Here is a 16,362-nt window from a genome sequence, read left to right as displayed (position 1 = left end):
GGCTCCCTTGAGCCAAGGCTGAGCGGCGGCGGGCTATGCCTGGGTCAGGCCGACCCATTTCTCGAGGACCGCGGCGGCCGCGCCTGAGTCAATCGACGTGGCAGCCCGTTCCAGGCCGCGCTGCATGCGCTCGGCCAGCGTTCCCTCCGCCTGAAGGTCAAAGGCCACGAGGCCGGCGGCGGCGTTAAGCAGGACGGCGTCCCGCGCCGGCCCCGCCGCGCCGTCGAGCACGTCGCGGACGACGGCGGCGTTGGCCTGGGCGTCCCCGCCCCGGAGCTCCTCCACCGTCGCCTGACGGATCCCGAGCTCCGCCGGCGAAAAGAGGTGTTCGGTGACTTCGCCGTCTCGGATCTCCCACACGGTTGACGGACCGGTGGTGGTCAGCTCGTCCAGCCCGTCGCTGCCACGGAACACGAGTCCGCGGCTGCCGCGCTTGGCCAGCACGCCGGCCACCAGCGGGGCCATGCGCGCGTTGGCGACGCCGACCGCCGAAGCCTGCACCCTGGCGGGGTTGGTGAGCGGGCCAAGGAAGTTGAAGGCGGTGGGGACGGCAAGTTCACGCCGGGGAACAGCGGTGTGGCGGAAGGACGGATGGAACACCTGGGCAAAGCAGAACGTGATTCCGGCCTCTTCGGCACAGCGCGCCACACCCTCGATGGGCAGGTCCAGACGGACGCCGAGCGCCTCCAGCACATCCGCCGAACCGGAAGATGACGACGCCGCGCGGTTGCCGTGCTTGACCACCTTGGCGCCCGCTCCCGCACAGACGAGCGCCGCCATGGTGGAGATGTTCACAGTGTTAAGTTGGTCACCGCCGGTGCCCACGATGTCCAGCTTCTCGCCGGAGATGGCGATGGGTTTGGCGTGGGCCACCATGGCTTCAACCAGGCCGGCAATCTCGTCCACCGTTTCACCCTTGGCCCGCAGCGCCACAAGGAAACCGGCGATCTGCGCAGGTGTGGCCTCGCCCGACATGATGGTGCCCATGGCCCAGGCCGTGCTGTCCGCCGTCAGGTCCTTGCCGTCAATCAGGGCGGAGATGAGACGCGGCCAAGTGTTACCCGCCGCCTGTGCCGATACCTGTGAAGTCACCTCCCGATGCTATCGAGCCGCGGCTTCCAAAGACCAATGTGAACCCATCCCGGAACTTTTCTGCGCGATTTCGCGTCTTTGTAGAAAAAGTCCCCGCAAAAGGCGGTTTGCGTTGGGCAGGACGGAGTTTTACAGACATAATGTCTATGTGACATCTGCGACCCATGCCCCCAGTACCCCGGCGCACCCCACGCTGAACCGCCCCAATATGGTTTCCGTCGGAACCGTAGTTTGGCTGTCCAGCGAGTTGATGTTCTTTGCCGGTCTCTTTGCCATGTACTTCACGCTCCGGTCCACTTCCGGACAGATGTGGGCTGAAGAGACGGCCAAGCTCAACTTCCCCTTTGCGCTCGTTAACACGATCGTCCTAGTGGCGAGCTCCTTCACTTGCCAGATGGGCGTCTTCGCCGCGGAACGGCTCCAGCCGCGACGCAGCGGCGGTCCGCTGCAGTTCACCCGCTGGGGCATGAACGAGTGGTTCACCCTGACGTTCCTCATGGGCGCCTTCTTCGTGGCGGGCCAGACGATGGAGTACGCGATGCTCGTCTCCGAGCACGTCTCGCTCTCGTCCAACGCCTACGGTTCGGCCTTCTACATGACCACCGGCTTCCACGGCCTGCACGTCATCGGCGGCCTCGTGGCATTCCTCCTCATCATGGGCCGCTCCTTCGCCGCGAAGAAGTTCGGTCACTTCGAGGCAACCTCGGCGATCGTCACCTCGTACTACTGGCACTTCGTGGACGTCGTCTGGATTGGCCTCTTCCTGGTCATCTATGTCCTCAAGTAATCAAGACTTGGCTCTTCCACAAGAGACTGATTTTCAAGAAGCGGCTCCCGGAGCCGACGCACGATCGAATAAAGGAACCACCACGTGAAGGCACTCTCGCAGAAGCGACGTCACCCACTGGCAGCCATTGCGCTGCTGTTGATGGGCCTCCTCCTCACTGGTGGGCTGTACGCCGTTGCCACCACCGTCAACGAGGCGAAGGCCAGCACCACCAACTTCAGCGCCAGTGATGTCGAGGAAGGCGAAAAGCTCTTCGAAGCCAACTGCGCCACCTGCCACGGCATGGGTGCCGGCGGTACGCAAGACGGTCCGTCCCTGGTAGGTGTCGGCGCCGCTGCCGTCGACTTCCAGGTTGGTACCGGCCGCATGCCCATGCAGATGAACGGCCCCCAGGCATACGAGAAGCCTGCCCAGTTCAACGAGCAGCAGACCCACCAGCTCTCGGCCTATGTCGCCTCCCTGGGCGCCGGCCCGGCCATCCCCGAAGCTGCCCTCCTGGACGAACAGGGTGACGCAGCCAAGGGCGGCGAGCTGTTCCGCACCAACTGCGCCATGTGCCACAACGCTGCGGCAGCCGGCGGCGCACTGACCCGCGGCAAGTTCGCTCCGGCCCTGGCCGACACTTCGGGCAAGCACATCTACGAGGCAATGGCGACCGGTCCGCAGAACATGCCGGTATTCAGTGACTCCAACATCACCCCCGAAGGCAAGCGCGACATCGTCACGTTCCTGAAGCAGATCGAGAGCACCGGCTCCCCCGGCGGCGCTGACCTTGGAGCCCTCGGCCCGGTGTCCGAAGGCCTCTTTGTCTGGATTGCAGGCCTTGGCGTCATCATCGCCTTCACCATCTGGCTGACGTCCCGCACGTCCTAGGACGCGCAGGCCGCACCAAAGAAATGTCCTGCTGACCGTTTCAGCGGGTTTGAAATTGAACACTAACTCGGCACCGCCGAGACGAGAGAAGGATGAGGCGAATCATGGGCAACCATAGTGACGGCAGTCCGATCCACTCGGGCACCGTAGCTACGGCTGGTCAGAATGAGGTGGAGAAGTTCCAGGACCCTGGAATTCCTCCGCATCGTTTGCGCCTGGCTGACACGGACCCGAAGGCCGCAAAGCGAGCAGAACGGCAGGTAGCCGCGCTGTTCGGCACGTCGGTCGTTGGCACCGTGATCTTCCTGGTGGCGTATTTCGCCATCGATCTGGGCGATGACTCCACGATCGCCACCATCAGGCTGCAGAATGCCCTGTTGGGCCTGGGAACGGCCTTTGCCATGCTCGGCATCGGCACCGGCATCGTACACTGGGCCAAGGCCCTCATGCCGGACCACGAGGTCTCCGAAGAGCGCCACGCCATCCGCGAAGAGGATGACCGCGCGGCAGCTGTCCGGATCGTCGATGACATCGTTGAGGAAACCGGCATCAAGCGCCGCCCCCTCATCCGCAACACCCTGCTCGGCGCTGTGGCACTTGCCCCGCTGCCGGCACTCGCGGTGTTCGGCGACCTGGGTCCCCGCCCCGATGACAAGCTCGCCCACACCCTGTGGGCACCCGAGGGCGACAAGCTCAAGCGCCTCGCCCGTGACCCCGACGGCACGCCCATCAAGGCCTCGGATGTCACTATCGGCTCCGCCTTCCACGTCATCCCGGAAGGCCTCAACGATCTCCATGAAGGCAAGCTGAACGAGAAGGCCAAGGCCGTCGTGCTGCTCATGCGCCTCGACCCGGCAAAGCTCAACCCTTCCGCGGGCCGTGAGGACTGGGGCTACAACGGCATCGTTGCCTACTCCAAGATCTGCACCCACGTCGGTTGCCCCGTTGCCCTTTATGAGCAGCAGACGCACCACCTGCTGTGCCCGTGCCACCAGTCGACCTTTGACCTCACCCAGGAATGCAAGGTCATCTTCGGCCCCGCCAGCCGCCCTCTCCCCCAGCTGCCCATCGCAGTTGATGACGAGGGTTACCTGGTCGCTACCAGCGACTTCAAAGAACCCGTAGGACCAAGTTACTGGGAGCGTGATCAGCATGAGCGCAGCATCAACAGCTAAAGCCCCCGCTTATGTAGCCAACACCAAGGTCGGACGCGTAACCGACTTCGTCGATGCACGTGTCGGCGGCTCCGGAATTCTCCGCGAATTCGGCCGCAAGGTGTTCCCGGACCATTGGTCCTTCATGTTCGGCGAAGTGGCACTGTACTCCTTTGTCATCCTGCTGCTCTCCGGAACGTTCCTGACGTTCTTCTTCGACCCGTCCATGGCCGAAACGCACTACAACGGCTCGTACACCCCGCTGAAGAACGTCGAAATGTCGGTGGCGTACAGTTCCTCGCTGGACATCTCCTTTGACGTCCGCGGCGGCCTGTTCATGCGCCAGGTCCACCACTGGGCAGCCCTGCTGTTCGTGGCCTCCATCGCCGTGCACATGCTCCGCGTGTTCTTCACCGGCGCGTTCCGCAAGCCCCGTGAAATGAACTGGGTGGTGGGCGGCGTCCTGCTCATCCTGGCCATGGCTGCCGGCTTCACCGGCTACTCGCTCCCCGATGACCTGCTGTCCGGTAACGGCCTGCGCATCATCGACGGCGTGATCAAGTCCATTCCCGTCATCGGCACGTACATCTCCTTCTTCCTCTTCGGCGGGGAGTTCCCGGGCACGATGATCATCGGCCGCCTGTACGTCCTCCACATCCTGCTGGTCCCGGCACTGATCCTCCTGATGATCGTCCTGCACCTCTTCATGGTGGTCGTGCACAAGCACACCCAGTACCCCGGCCCGGGCCGCAACGACCACAACGTCGTCGGCTACCCGCTTGGCCCGGTCTACGCTGCCAAGGCCGGTGGATTCTTCTTCATCGTCTTCGGTGTCATTGCGCTGATGGCCGCATTCTTCACCATCAACCCGATTTGGAACTACGGCCCCTACGATCCCTCCCCGGTTTCCGCAGGCACCCAGCCTGACTGGTACATCGGCTGGGTTGATGGTGCGCTGCGCCTGATGCCTGGTGTCCTTGGCGACTTCCACTTCGAGTACGTCATCTTTGGTTACGTGCTGACGCTGAACGTCCTGCTTCCGGCCCTGGTGCCGGCAGGCATCGTCTTCACCGTCCTGTTCATGTACCCGTGGATCGAGCGCTGGATCACCAAGGACGACCGCGAGCACCACGTTCTGGACCGTCCGCGCAACGCTCCCACCCGGACGGCGATCGGCATGGCTGGGTTCACGTTCTACTGCGTCATGTGGGCTGCAGCCAGCTCCGACCTCATCGCGACCCACTTCATGGTCTCCCTGAACGACGTCACGTACTGGCTGCGCGCGCTGTTCTTCCTCGGCCCGATCATCGCCTTCGTAGTCACCAAGCGCGTGGCCCTGGCGCTGCAGCGGAAGGACCGTGAGATCGCCCTGCACGGACGTGAAACCGGACGTATCGTGCGCCTTCCGCACGGTGAGTTCATTGAGGTTCACGCTCCGCTCGACGAGTACAAGCGCTACAAGCTCGTAGGCTTCGAGTCGCCGGCTCCGCTGCCGGCCGAGCCGAACGAGCACGGCGTCGTCACCAAGAAGGAAAAGCGCCGCGCAGCGCTCTCCCGCTGGTTCTTCGAGGACAGGGTCGCCCCGGCGACTCCTGCCGAGCTGGCAGCCAGCCACGGCCACCACGAGGCCGTTGAAGCCGGCGAGGGACAGAAGACCCTCAGCCACTAGCAGCATCCTCTCCAGCTCTTCGGGCTGCTGATGTAAGGAAGCCCGGTCCCCTTGGGACCGGGCTTCCTTTGTCGTTGGCACCGGGATTCCTCTGCATCGGCGCGGCCGCCACGCATGCCGTGGATACAACGCAGCAGAACCTGGCGTGCGGCCGTTTGCAGACCTTTCTAGAGGGCCAGGTCAGGCGTTGCGGTACCCGGAGGCGTAGTTGCGCGTGGGCCGGACGCCTGGGCGCTGCAGCGGCACCCACAGCTTGTAGCGGTCAGCACGGTAGAAGGACACCGAATAGTCCACCATGGCCCGGGCGACGAACGCATGCCGCTGGATCTTCAGCAGGGGCGACCCGATCTCGACATTCAGCAGCCGGGCGGTGGAGGGCGAGGCTGCGGTGGCTTCAATCATGTCCTCGCCCCACTCCATCACCAGGCCGTACTGTTCGCTCAGCACGTTGTACAGCGAGGTGGGCGGCTCCCCGTCCAGGAGCCCGGGCACGCGGTGGGCCGGGATGAAGTTCTCGTCCACACTCATGGGCTCGTTATCGGCCAGCAGCAGCCGCCTGAACCGCACCAGCGGTGTTCCCTCCTCCAGCTGCAGTTCACGGGCGAGGAAGGCACTCGCGGCGATCTGCTCAAAGCTCAGCACCTTTGCTGCAGGCACCATGCCGCGCCGCTGCATCTCCTCGCTGTATGAGGTGAGCTTGACCTGGAGGTCCAGCTTCGGCTTCCTGACGAAGGTTCCTAGGCCGACAACACGCTCAATGACTTCCTCCCCCACCAGAGCGTCGATGGCCTGGCGTACTGTCATGCGCGCAAGGCTGAACCGCTCCGCGAGGTCCCGCTCGGAAGGAAGGGCGGATCCCGGCGGGCAGGATGTAGCGATGTACGTCCGGAGGATTTCCCGGAGCTGGATGTAGATGGGGACGCCGCTTTTCCGGTCGATCTCGCCGGCAATGGCCGCAGCACTAGCAGCCATGCGTGCTCCTGCTGAAATTGTTCACATTCCAAGATTAGGCCAACTGGGCGGGAGGTCTAGACCAGGAGGCGGTGCAGGCGCCGCCGGATGAGTCGCGAGGATATTCTTAAGGGCGAACGTGTTACAGGCGGCGGCATCACGCCGCCCGGATAGAGGAGTATTCATTGCCAGTACGCAAGGCAATAGTGACAGCGGCCATCGGCCTGCATGCCCGCCCCGCGGCGGAATTCGTCCGCGCCGTGACCGAGACCGGCTTGCCGGTGACCATCAGCAAGGCCGGCACCGACGCCGTGGATGCCCGGTCCCTGCTCGAGGTCATGACCGCCGATTTCGACTGCGGGTGTGAAGTGGAACTGGGAATCGCGGAGGAAGCCCTGCCGGCTGGCCGTACCCCCAGCGAGGCTGAGGACGCCTTGGCCGGCCTTGCCGAACTCCTGGCAGCACAAGCAGCACAGACGCCAAAAGCCCCGGCAACACCTTAATAAGCACCTAAGGCACCAATGACGACGGCGGGCCCCCACCTTATGGTGGGGGCCCGCCGTCGTAATATCTGCCGTCAGTACGGCCGGTTCAGAAGGCCTAGTGGGCGTGGTCGCCGCGGCTGTACTCGTACACCCAGCCGATCAGTGCCACAACCGCCATGCCCGCGGCGATGAACACGATCCAGAAACCCACAGCAAGGCCGAGGAAGCCCGTTGCGCAGGAGAGACCGAGCACCAGCGGCCACCAGCTCCAGGGGCTGAAGTGGCCCTGTTCGCCGGCGCCCTCGTGGATCTCTGCATCCGCCCGGTCCTCGGGACGCAGCCCGACCCGCTTGCCGGTGAAGCCCAGGTAGGCACCGATCATGCCGGCGAGGCCGCCGACGAGCAGGATGCCCAGGACACCAACCCACTCAGACCAGTTGGTGAGGAAGCCGTAAATCAGGGCGACCGGTACGAAGAAGAAGACTCCGGCTCCAAATATCCATGATTCGATCTTCACTGCGAGGCGTCCTTCTGATCGGCGTTACCGAGCACAGCTGCTGCCGGTGCCGGTGACTCAATGGTGTGTGACTGGGAGAGCTCAGGGTGGTGCAGGTCCAGCGCCGGGCGCTCCGAGCGGATCCGCGGCAGCGACGTGAAGTTGTGCCGCGGCGGCGGGCAGGACGTGGCCCACTCGAGAGAGGCCCCGAAGCCCCAGGGGTCGTCCACGAGGACCTTTTCGCTGCTGCGGGCCGTGATGTACACGTTCCAGAAGAACGGGATCAGGGATGCGCCCAGGACGAACGAGGAGATCGTGGAGAACTGGTTCATCCAGGTGAAGTTGTCCTCGATCATGTAGTCAGCGTAGCGGCGGGGCATGCCTTCCACACCGAGCCAGTGCTGGATGAGGAACGTGCCGTGGAAGCCCAGGAACAGCAGCCAGAAGTGGATCTTGCCGAGGCGCTCGTTGAGCATCTTGCCAGTCCACTTCGGCCACCAGAAGTAGAAGCCGGCGAACATCGCGAACACCACGGTGCCGAAGACCACGTAGTGGAAGTGCGCCACCACGAAGTAGGAGTCCGAGACGTGGAAGTCCAGCGGCGGGGAAGCCAGGATGATGCCTGTCAGGCCGCCGAAGAGGAACGTGATGAGGAAGCCGATGCTCCACAGCATCGGGGTCTCGAACGTCAGCGATCCGCGCCACATGGTGCCGATCCAGTTGAAGAACTTCACACCGGTGGGGACCGCGATGAGCATGGTCATGAACGCGAAGAACGGCAGCAGCACAGCGCCGGTGACGTACATGTGGTGCGCCCACACGGTCACCGAGAGAGCGGCGATGGCGATCGTCGCGTAGACAAGGCCCTTGTAGCCGAAGATCGGCTTGCGGCTGAAGACCGGGAAGATCTCCGAGACGATGCCGAAGAACGGCAGCGCGATGATGTACACCTCGGGGTGGCCGAAGAACCAGAACAGGTGCTGCCACAGGACGGCACCGCCGTTTTCCGGATCAAAGATGTGAGCACCGAAGCGGCGGTCGGCACCCAGTGCAAACAGGGCAGCGGCCAGCGGCGGGAACGCCATCAGGACGAGGATGGCCGTCACGAGGGTGTTCCAGGTGAAGATCGGCATCCGCCACATAGTCATGCCCGGGGCCCGCATGCAGATGATGGTGGTGATGAAGTTGACCGCACCAAGGATGGTGCCGAAACCGGACAGTGCCAGGCCGAAGACCCAGAGGTCACCGCCCACACCGGGGCTGAACGTCGTGTTCGACAGCGGCGCGTAGGCAAACCAGCCGAACGACGCCGCACCCTGCGGGGTGATGAAGCCGGACACCGCGATGGTGGAGCCAAAGAGGAAGAACCAGAATGCCAGGGCGTTCAGCCTCGGGAAGGCGACGTCCGGGGCACCGATCTGCAGCGGCATGATGACATTCGCGAACCCGGCGAAGAGCGGGGTGGCGAACATCAGCAGCATGACGGTGCCATGCATGGTGAACATCTGGTTGTACTGCTCTTTGGTCTGCAGGATCTGCATACCGGGTTCGAACAGCTCGGCACGGATGAGCAGCGCCATCACGCCGCCGAGGCAGAAGAACACGAAGGACGCGATCAGGTACATGTACCCGATGGTCTTGTGGTCAGTGGAGGTGATCCAGTTGACTACAATGCGTCCCTTGGACTTTGGAACTACGGGAGCTTCAAGGATCCCGGCGGATTGAGTGTAAGTAGCCACGTCGCTCCCCTTACTTCGATTCGGACAGGCTCGGGTTGCGGTCATACTCTTCGCCGAGCAGGCCCGTGTTGCCGTCCTGGCGCAGCTGGTTCATCTTCGCCTGGAATTCGGACTCGGAGACAACCTTCACGCGGAAAAGCATTTCGGAGTGGTACTCGCCGCAGAGTTCGGCGCACTTTCCGTCATAGGTGCCTTCCTTGGTGGGCGTAAACCGGATGTAGTTGGTCTTGCCCGGGATCATGTCGCGCTTCTGGAGGAAGGCGGGGACCCAGAAGGAGTGGATGACGTCGCGGGCATTCAGTTCCACATCAACGGACTTGTTGACGGGCAGGTAAAGCGTGGGGAGCTTTTCCTTGTCGACGGCCTCGCCGGTCAGGTGCGCCTGCACACCGGCTTCGTAGACGTCTTCCTGGATGACCTCGCCCTTCTTGTAGTTGAAGTCCCAGGCCCACTGCTTGCCGCGGACATCAACGACGACGTCGGCCGGCTGCGAGCGGTCATCGATCGCCTGCTGGTCGCGGTCGGTGAAGTAGAAGAACACCAGCACCATGAACAGCGGAATGGTCAGGTAGAAAACTTCCAGAGGAAGGTTGAAGCTGGTCTGCCGCGGGAAACCAACAGTGCCCTTGCGGCGCCGGTAGGCAACGAGGCACCAGACGATCAGGCCCCAGGTAATGATGCCCACTACGAGCGCGGCAATCCATGAGTTGACCCACAGGTCCATGATCCGGTCGGTGTTACTGGTGGTCCCGCGCTCGGTCGGAAGCCACCCCTTCTCTACCAATGGCGAACATCCAGTCAAAACCAACGCGCCGGCAGTTGCCAAGCCAGTGATCTTAGCGATCTTTTTGCGTCGGCTGCCGGTTCGGTTCTGCGAACTCACAGACGGCCCTTCCTACTTGTTGCTGTTGCCTGCGGGCGGCCTTCGTCGTCCCGGGCACACGAAAAGAGTTTTACTACTCGGTGTAGAGCTTACCGCTCCCCGCGCGTTTTCGCCCACATGTCCTCATCAGTGTGGCGGGGGGGGGGGGGGGGGGCGCCCCCCCCCCGGGGGGGGGGGGGGGGGGGGGCCGGGGGGGGGGGGGGGGGGGTTGGGGGGCCCCCCCCCCCCCCCGCGCCCCCCCCCCCCCCCCGCCGGCGGGGGGGGCCCCCCCCCCCCCCCCCCCCCCGCCACAGGGTGAGGAAGGGCTGCGAGGCCCGCTTAGTGGAATGAATCGCCGCAGGCGCAGGACCCGCCGGCGTTGGGGTTGTCGATGGTGAACCCCTGCTTCGAAATGGTGTCCTCGAAGTCGATGCTGGCACCGCTGAGGTACGGCACGCTCATCTTGTCGACGACGACCTCAACGCCGTCGTAGTCACGTACGGCATCCCCGTCAAGGAGGCGCTCGTCGAAGTAGAGCTGGTAGATCAAACCGGAGCAACCGCCAGGCTGCACGGCGACGCGGAGGCGGAGGTCGGTCCGGCCTTCCTGCTCAAGGAGGCTGCGGACCTTGCCTGCGGCAACGTCGGTCAGCTGAACCTCGTGGGTCGCCAGTTCGGCACTGGCGGTGCCGTTTGATTCAGTGCTGTTTTCATTGGTCGTAGTGCTCATTGGCCTACCTTCTAACGACGGTCCTGGCAGCCCCGCGTGAACGGCGCCTGCCCTACAAAAACGGTATGGGCTATAGCTAATGCTACGTCGCTCGGACGCGTAGCTCTAACCTCAGGCGTAACCATGGCCGAACACTACTTGTTCCCGGAACGAGCAGGCAACCTTCTTCCACTGCCCGGCCAAGCCTAGAAAAGGCTGGCCCTGGCCAGAGAAGTCAGTCCAGACCCTCGCTGTTAAGGCGGGCCAACAGCAGCGCCTCCGCCACCACAGCGTTACGGAAGTCCCCGATGTGGAGTGATTCGTTGGCGGAGTGGGCGCGGGAGTCCGGGTCCTCGACCCCGGTAACCAGGATCTGCGCTTCCGGGTACACCTCGGTCAAATCTGAGATAAAGGGAATGGAGCCGCCGATTCCCATTTCCACGGCCGGCACACCCCATGCCTCTCCTAGCGCCCACATCGCAAATCCTGCCGCCGCGGATGATGTGTCGGCCAGATAGGAGTTGCCGCTCTCCCCCGGGGTGAAGACAACCTTCGCCCCGAACGGCGCGTGGACCTGGACATGGCGCCGCACCGCTTCCATGGCTTCAGCCGGAACCTGACCGGGAGCCAGCCGGAGGCTGAACTTGGCCCGTGCCCGCGGCAACAGCGTGTTTGAGGCCATCTCTACTGCCGGGGCATCAAACCCGATGATGGACAGGGCCGGTTTGGTCCACATGCGCGATGCGATACTTCCGGTGCCGGCCAACTTCACTCCGTCGAGCACCGAGGCGTCCGCCCGGTATTCAGCCTCGGTAAGGTCCACGGTGGCTTTGTCATAGCCCACCAGCCCGTCGATGGCCACGCTGCCCTCGTCGTCGTGCAGGGTTGCAATGAGGCGTGACAGCAGCGTTGGAGCGTCGAGCACCGGACCCCCGTACATACCGGAGTGAACAGCGTGGTCCAGGACCTGCACCTCGATGGTTCCGTCGATGAGTCCCCGGAGGCTCGTAGTCAGCGCGGGCACGCCCACCTTCCAGTTGCTGGAATCAGCGACAATGATGACGTCGGCACGGAGCAGTTCCCGGTGGGTTTCCAGGAAGGTGCGGAAGGTCGGTGAACCGGCTTCCTCCTCCCCCTCAAAGAACAACGTCACTCCGAGCCCGAACTCTTCGCCCAGGACCTCCGTTACTGCCGCATAGGCAGCAAGGTGTGCCATGATGCCGGCTTTGTCATCGGCGGCGCCGCGGCCGTACAGCCGCCCACCGAGTTCGACGGCGACGAACGGCTCCGTTTCCCACAGTGCCTTTTCGCCGGGGGGCTGCACGTCGTGGTGGGCGTAAAGGAGGATGGTCGGCTTGCCCGGGGCAGCCTGCCGCCGGGCCACGACGGCCGGTCCTCCCGGCGTTCCGTCCGCTTTTCCGCACCGCAGGATCCGGACGTCCGAGAAGCCGGCGTCGCGCACCAGCGTGGCGACGGCGTCCGCGCTTCGATCCAGGTCCAAAGGATCGAAGCTGGCCCAGGCAATGCCGGGGATACCGACCAGATCTTTCAGCCGGGACATGGTGGTGTCAAAGCCGGCGGTGACAGCGGAGCGGAGGGCGTCGATGTCGGCAACCGCACTGTCGGACTGAGGCGGAATGGCCGCTGATGCTGAAGTCATGGCAAAACACTACCGGTGCCGCACGTTCCTGCCCCTGCTTTCAGGGGCGGGCCCTTCGCTGTCCCCATAACAGGCTGCCGGGCGCTGCAGGGTATTCTGTTTTGGTGTTTGGACGTAAAAAGGAAGCGCCATCGGCGCAGGACATAGTAGACCAGCAGGCTGCTGATGCAGCGGCCCGGCAGGCCGGCGCAGGCAAGGGAACGCCCACACCCAGGCGCAAGGATCAGGAAGCTGCTCGCAGGCGCCCCCTGGTGCCCGAGGACCGCAAGGCTTCCAAGGCAGCAGAGCGCGCCGCCATGCAGGAGCAGCGCCTGAAGATGCGCCAGGCCCTCGATACGGGTGACGAGCGGTTCCTCCCGCTCCGGGATAAGGGTCCGCAGAAGCGGTTCGCCCGCGATTACGTGGATGCCCGGTTCAGCCTTGGCGAGTACCTCATGTTCGGTGCTTTGATCTTCGTGATCGTCTCCCTGGTGGTTCCGTCCACGAGCGAGCAGATGATCTACGTCCTCGGCGGATTCTGGGTGATGTTCCTGGCCGTGTTCGTGGACGTGTTTATCCTGTCGCGCAAACTCCGCAAGAAGCTCGCGGCGAAGTTCGGCGAGGTGGAGCGTGGCACGGTCTGGTACGGATCGATGCGCTCCCTGCAGTTCCGGAAGCTCCGCCTCCCCAAGCCCCAGGTCCGGCGCGGCCAGTACCCGTCCTAACCCCGCTTTTCGGTTTTTCCGGGTGCCTGCCCGGAACCTGATACAACGAAGCAGCCCCTGGCAGTTACTACCGCCGGGGGCTGCTTGCATTGACGCCGCTGTTGTCCGCCGGCGTCAGTAACTTGGGTCAGCAGCTACGCCCGCGCCTTGGCCAGCTCCCTGTTGATGCGGGCCGCCCAGAAGGGTCCCTCGTAGAGGAAGGCCGTGTAGCCCTGAACGAGGGTGGCCCCTGCATCCAGCCTCTCCTGGACATCCTGTGCCGTTTCGACGCCGCCTACTGAAACAAGTGTGATCTTACCGTCCGTGGCGTCACTCAGCCTCCGCAGCACCTCCAAAGAACGGGATTTCAGGGGCGCGCCGGAGAGGCCGCCGGCTCCGCAGGCCTCGACCCTGCCGGAGTCTGAGCGGAGTCCTGAACGCCCAATAGTGGTGTTCGTGGCAATGATCCCGTCCAGGCCCAGATCCAGCGCCAGCCTGGCAACGTCGTCAATATCTTCGTCGCTGAGGTCCGGGGCGATCTTCACCAGGAGGGGCACATGCCGGCCTGCCGCCTTGTCCGCTTCTTCCGCCACCGCAGCCAGGAGCGGCCGGAGGGTTTCGACATTCTGCAGGAGCCGCAGTCCCGGAGTGTTGGGCGAACTGACGTTAACCACGAGGTAATCAGCGGCGGGAGCGAGGCTGCGGGCGCTGATGCGGTAGTCATCCACAGCGTCCTCCAGCTCCACCACCTTGCTCTTACCGATGTTCACGCCGATGAGCGGCCGCACCTTGGGATGGCGCCGCTGCAGGGCCGCCCGTGCTGACTTGAGCCGGGGAGCCACAGCTCCGGCGCCGTCATTGTTGAATCCCATGCGGTTGATTACCGCGCGGTCTTCGATGAGCCGGAACAGCCGCGGCTGTTCGTTGCCGGGCTGGGCCTGGCCGGTGATGGTGCCGACCTCGACGTGGCCGAAGCCGAGCTCGGTCAGGGCCTCAATGCCGTGGCCTTCCTTATCGAAACCGGCGGCCAACCCGAACGGCGACGGGAAGGTGAGTCCGAAAGCATGGGTCTGCAGGGAGGCAGGCGGCGCCGTGAAGGGGGCCAGCAGGCGGCCGGCTCCGGTGGTATGGGCCAGCCGGATGCCTTTGAAGCCGATCTTGTGGGCGCGCTCGGCGTCCATCCATGAAAAGGCCAGCCTGAAGAAAGTGGGGTATACGCGCATGCCTCTAGTTTTCCGTCTCAGGGCAGTCCGGACCAAACCGGTGTAGCCCAAACGGACCCAGACTGGACCAACACGAACCAAATCCAATCAGCGCACACCAAACGGCACTCGCGACTGCGAAACGTCTAGGCTGGTGCCATGAAGTGGCAGCACGACATCCTCGGCGAGGGCTTCGAGTCCCATGCCTTTGATGCCGTGGGCGCAGACGGCGTTACACGGACCGCCACACTCGTCCGATACACCCCGCTCCAGGAAACGAAGCGCCACCCGCCGCAGGACAGCAGGCGCCCCGCCCGGCGGGCGGTGCTGTTCCTGCACGGCTGGAGCGACTACTTTTTCAACACCGAGCTGGCGCGCTTCTGGCACAGCCAGGGCTTCTCCTTCTTTGCTTTGGACATGCACAACCATGGCCGCAGCCTGCAGCCCGAAGAGCATGGCGGCTACGTTGCCGACCTCTCAAACTACGACGCTGAAATTACTACGGCCGTGGGCATGATCCGGGAGGCGGAGCCTGCGGAGCCGCTTGAGCTGGTCCTGATGGGGCATTCCACGGGCGGGCTCGTGGCGGCTCTCTGGGTGAGCCGCAACCCGGGCGTGGTGTCACAGCTGGTGCTGAACAGTCCCTGGCTGGAAATGCACGGAAGTTCGCTGGGCCGCCGGGCTGCGTGGACCATGGTGGAGCCCTTGGCCCGGCTGAAGCCGGAAGCCGTGCTCCGCCTGCCCGAGCGGGGCTTTTACTGGCGGAGCATCAGCAGCTCCGCTGAGGGAGAATGGGCTCTGGACGACCGGTACCGGCCGCCCATGGCGTTTCCGGTCCGCGCCGGCTGGCTAAGCGCCGTCCTCGCCGGCCATGCCCAGGTTGCCCGCGGGCTGGGCATCGGGATCCCTATCCTGGTGCTGATCTCCGGGGCCAGTTCCACCGGCCCCTTCTGGCGGGAGGAGATGCGGAGCGCCGATGCTGTGCTGGACGTCCACGTCATCGCCGTCCGGGCATTGTCTTTAGGCAGCAGCGTGACGGTAGAGCGTATCGACGGCGCCCTGCACGACGTCTTCCTCTCCCGCGCCGAGGTGCGCGCCGACGCCTACCGCCGGCTGGAGCGGTGGATCCGCGGCTACACGGAGGCCGGGGACACCTAGCCTGGCTGGTGGGCAGCCGCTCCGGCGTCGGGGGCAGCGTCGACCGCTCCCCCGTACCGCCGGTCCCGCTTGGCGTAGATGCCCACGGCATCCCAGAGGGTCCGGCGGTCCACGTCCGGCCACAGGGTGTCCAGGAAAACGAACTCCGCATACGCCGACTGCCACAGCATGAAGTTGGACAGCCGCTGCTCTCCGGAACTGCGGAGGAAAAGGTCGACGTCGGGAAGGTCCGGTTCGTCGAGGTACTTTTGGATCGTCTTCTCGGTGATAGAACCGGGCTTCAGCCGTCCGGCGGCAACGTCTTCGGCGATGGCCGAGACGGCGTCGGCGATCTCAGCACGGCCGCCGTAATTGACGCACATGGTCAGGGTGCAGGTGCTGTTGCCGGCCGTGTAGGCCTCGGCCTCCTCCAGCTCGCGGATCACCGAACCCCACAGCTTCGGCCGGCGGCCGGACCAGCGGATACGCACGCCCCACTCGTCCAGCTGGTTCCGCTGCCTGCGCAGCACTTCCTTGTTGAACCCCATGAGGAACCGCACTTCCTCCGGGGAGCGCCGCCAGTTCTCGGTGGAGAACGCGTAGACGGTCACGTACTTGATGCCGAGCTCAATGGCACCGGCCACCACATCAAGCAGGGCGGGCTCCCCCGCCTTGTGGCCCTCGATGCGGGGCAGTCCCCGCTGGTTCGCCCAGCGCCCGTTGCCGTCCATGACGATGGCGACGTGCCGGGGAACGAATTCCTCAGGGATTGCAGGGACGACGGCCCCGGAAGGATGCGGATAGGGGCGGACCACCGGAGAGGTCCGGCGCCGGGCGGGGGTGGTCTTCTTTCCCAAGGACACT

16 protein-coding genes are annotated in these 16,362 nt (G+C 64.4%); 7 read left to right on the top strand and 9 right to left on the bottom strand.

Translation table 11 applies throughout. The features are described 5' to 3' along the window. Nucleotides 1-33: 33 nt before the first annotated feature. Nucleotides 34-1,092, bottom strand: a complete 1,059-nt coding sequence (trpD, locus tag ACIP9X_RS12900; protein WP_400480133.1) for an anthranilate phosphoribosyltransferase — start codon at nt 1,090-1,092, stop codon at nt 34-36. A gap of 112 nt (nt 1,093-1,204) precedes the next feature. Here trpD and ACIP9X_RS12895 point away from each other — a divergent pair, with 112 nt between their 5' ends. The 4 genes from ACIP9X_RS12895 (at nt 1,205) to ACIP9X_RS12880 (ending at nt 5,575) form a co-directional block, all read left to right on the top strand. Further along, nucleotides 1,205-1,879 carry a heme-copper oxidase subunit III gene (locus tag ACIP9X_RS12895; protein WP_400480132.1) on the top strand — a complete coding sequence of 225 codons (675 nt, stop codon included), beginning with the start codon at nt 1,205-1,207 and terminating at the stop codon, nt 1,877-1,879. Between the two features lie 84 nt (nt 1,880-1,963). Next, nucleotides 1,964-2,752: a c-type cytochrome gene (locus tag ACIP9X_RS12890; protein WP_400480131.1), complete on the top strand. Its 789-nt coding sequence runs from the start codon at nt 1,964-1,966 to the stop codon at nt 2,750-2,752. Between the two features lie 104 nt (nt 2,753-2,856). Then, nucleotides 2,857-3,927 (top strand): Rieske 2Fe-2S domain-containing protein, encoded by a 1,071-nt coding sequence (locus ACIP9X_RS12885; protein WP_400480130.1) that lies wholly within the window; start codon nt 2,857-2,859, stop codon nt 3,925-3,927. Continuing rightward, the gene (locus ACIP9X_RS12880; RefSeq protein WP_400480129.1) at nt 3,905-5,575 is read left to right on the top strand and encodes a cytochrome bc complex cytochrome b subunit; all 1,671 of its coding nucleotides are present in this window, start codon (nt 3,905-3,907) and stop codon (nt 5,573-5,575) included. Before ACIP9X_RS12885 ends, ACIP9X_RS12880 begins: the two co-directional genes overlap by 23 nt. A 180-nt stretch (nt 5,576-5,755) precedes the next feature. Here the strand turns inward: ACIP9X_RS12880 and ACIP9X_RS12875 are convergent, their stop codons facing one another. Further along, nucleotides 5,756-6,547, bottom strand: a complete 792-nt coding sequence (locus tag ACIP9X_RS12875; protein WP_400480128.1) for a GntR family transcriptional regulator — start codon at nt 6,545-6,547, stop codon at nt 5,756-5,758. 164 nt (nt 6,548-6,711) lie between these two features. Here ACIP9X_RS12875 and ACIP9X_RS12870 point away from each other — a divergent pair, with 164 nt between their 5' ends. Next, on the top strand, nt 6,712-7,029 hold the full coding sequence (locus tag ACIP9X_RS12870; RefSeq protein ID WP_400480127.1) for an HPr family phosphocarrier protein: 318 nt from the start codon (nt 6,712-6,714) through the stop codon (nt 7,027-7,029). Between the two features lie 97 nt (nt 7,030-7,126). On the opposite strand, the gene ACIP9X_RS12865 is transcribed toward ACIP9X_RS12870, so the two are convergent. The 5 genes from ACIP9X_RS12865 to ACIP9X_RS12845 form a co-directional block, all read right to left on the bottom strand. Further along, nucleotides 7,127-7,528 carry a cytochrome c oxidase subunit 4 gene (locus ACIP9X_RS12865; protein ID WP_400480126.1) on the bottom strand — a complete coding sequence of 134 codons (402 nt, stop codon included), beginning with the start codon at nt 7,526-7,528 and terminating at the stop codon, nt 7,127-7,129. Continuing rightward, entirely contained in the window at nt 7,525-9,246 is a 1,722-nt protein-coding gene (gene ctaD / locus ACIP9X_RS12860; RefSeq protein ID WP_400480125.1) for a cytochrome c oxidase subunit I, read from the bottom strand. The genes ACIP9X_RS12865 and ctaD overlap by 4 nt, the downstream gene beginning before the upstream one ends. A 10-nt stretch (nt 9,247-9,256) precedes the next feature. After that, on the bottom strand, nt 9,257-10,129 hold the full coding sequence (coxB, locus tag ACIP9X_RS12855; protein ID WP_400480124.1) for a cytochrome c oxidase subunit II: 873 nt from the start codon (nt 10,127-10,129) through the stop codon (nt 9,257-9,259). 318 nt (nt 10,130-10,447) lie between these two features. Continuing rightward, complete coding sequence (locus ACIP9X_RS12850) at nt 10,448-10,837, bottom strand: HesB/IscA family protein (protein WP_400480123.1); 390 nt, start codon at nt 10,835-10,837, stop codon at nt 10,448-10,450. 214 nt (nt 10,838-11,051) lie between these two features. Beyond that, nucleotides 11,052-12,476 (bottom strand): dipeptidase, encoded by a 1,425-nt coding sequence (locus tag ACIP9X_RS12845; RefSeq protein WP_400480122.1) that lies wholly within the window; start codon nt 12,474-12,476, stop codon nt 11,052-11,054. Nucleotides 12,477-12,580: 104 nt separating this feature from the next. On the opposite strand from ACIP9X_RS12845, the gene ACIP9X_RS12840 reads away from it, so the two are divergent. Continuing rightward, on the top strand, nt 12,581-13,180 hold the full coding sequence (locus tag ACIP9X_RS12840) for a DUF3043 domain-containing protein (RefSeq protein ID WP_400480121.1): 600 nt from the start codon (nt 12,581-12,583) through the stop codon (nt 13,178-13,180). A gap of 134 nt (nt 13,181-13,314) precedes the next feature. Here ACIP9X_RS12840 and ACIP9X_RS12835 read toward each other — a convergent pair whose 3' ends face one another. Continuing rightward, nucleotides 13,315-14,382 carry a quinone-dependent dihydroorotate dehydrogenase gene (locus ACIP9X_RS12835; RefSeq protein WP_400480120.1) on the bottom strand — a complete coding sequence of 356 codons (1,068 nt, stop codon included), beginning with the start codon at nt 14,380-14,382 and terminating at the stop codon, nt 13,315-13,317. Between the two features lie 138 nt (nt 14,383-14,520). Here ACIP9X_RS12835 and ACIP9X_RS12830 point away from each other — a divergent pair, with 138 nt between their 5' ends. After that, nucleotides 14,521-15,519, top strand: a complete 999-nt coding sequence (locus ACIP9X_RS12830) for an alpha/beta hydrolase (protein WP_400480119.1) — start codon at nt 14,521-14,523, stop codon at nt 15,517-15,519. Here ACIP9X_RS12830 and ACIP9X_RS12825 read toward each other — a convergent pair. After that, the gene (locus ACIP9X_RS12825; protein ID WP_400480118.1) at nt 15,516-16,361 is read right to left on the bottom strand and encodes an isoprenyl transferase; all 846 of its coding nucleotides are present in this window, start codon (nt 16,359-16,361) and stop codon (nt 15,516-15,518) included. The genes ACIP9X_RS12830 and ACIP9X_RS12825 overlap by 4 nt on opposite strands. Nucleotide 16,362 lies beyond the last annotated feature (1 nt).

It is taken from the genome of Arthrobacter sp. NPDC093125 (genome assembly GCF_044754225.1).
Taxonomy (GTDB): Bacteria; Actinomycetota; Actinomycetes; order Actinomycetales; family Micrococcaceae; genus Arthrobacter.
Note: the sequence above shows the minus strand (reverse complement) of the source record. Positions and strands in the feature narration are given on the sequence as shown.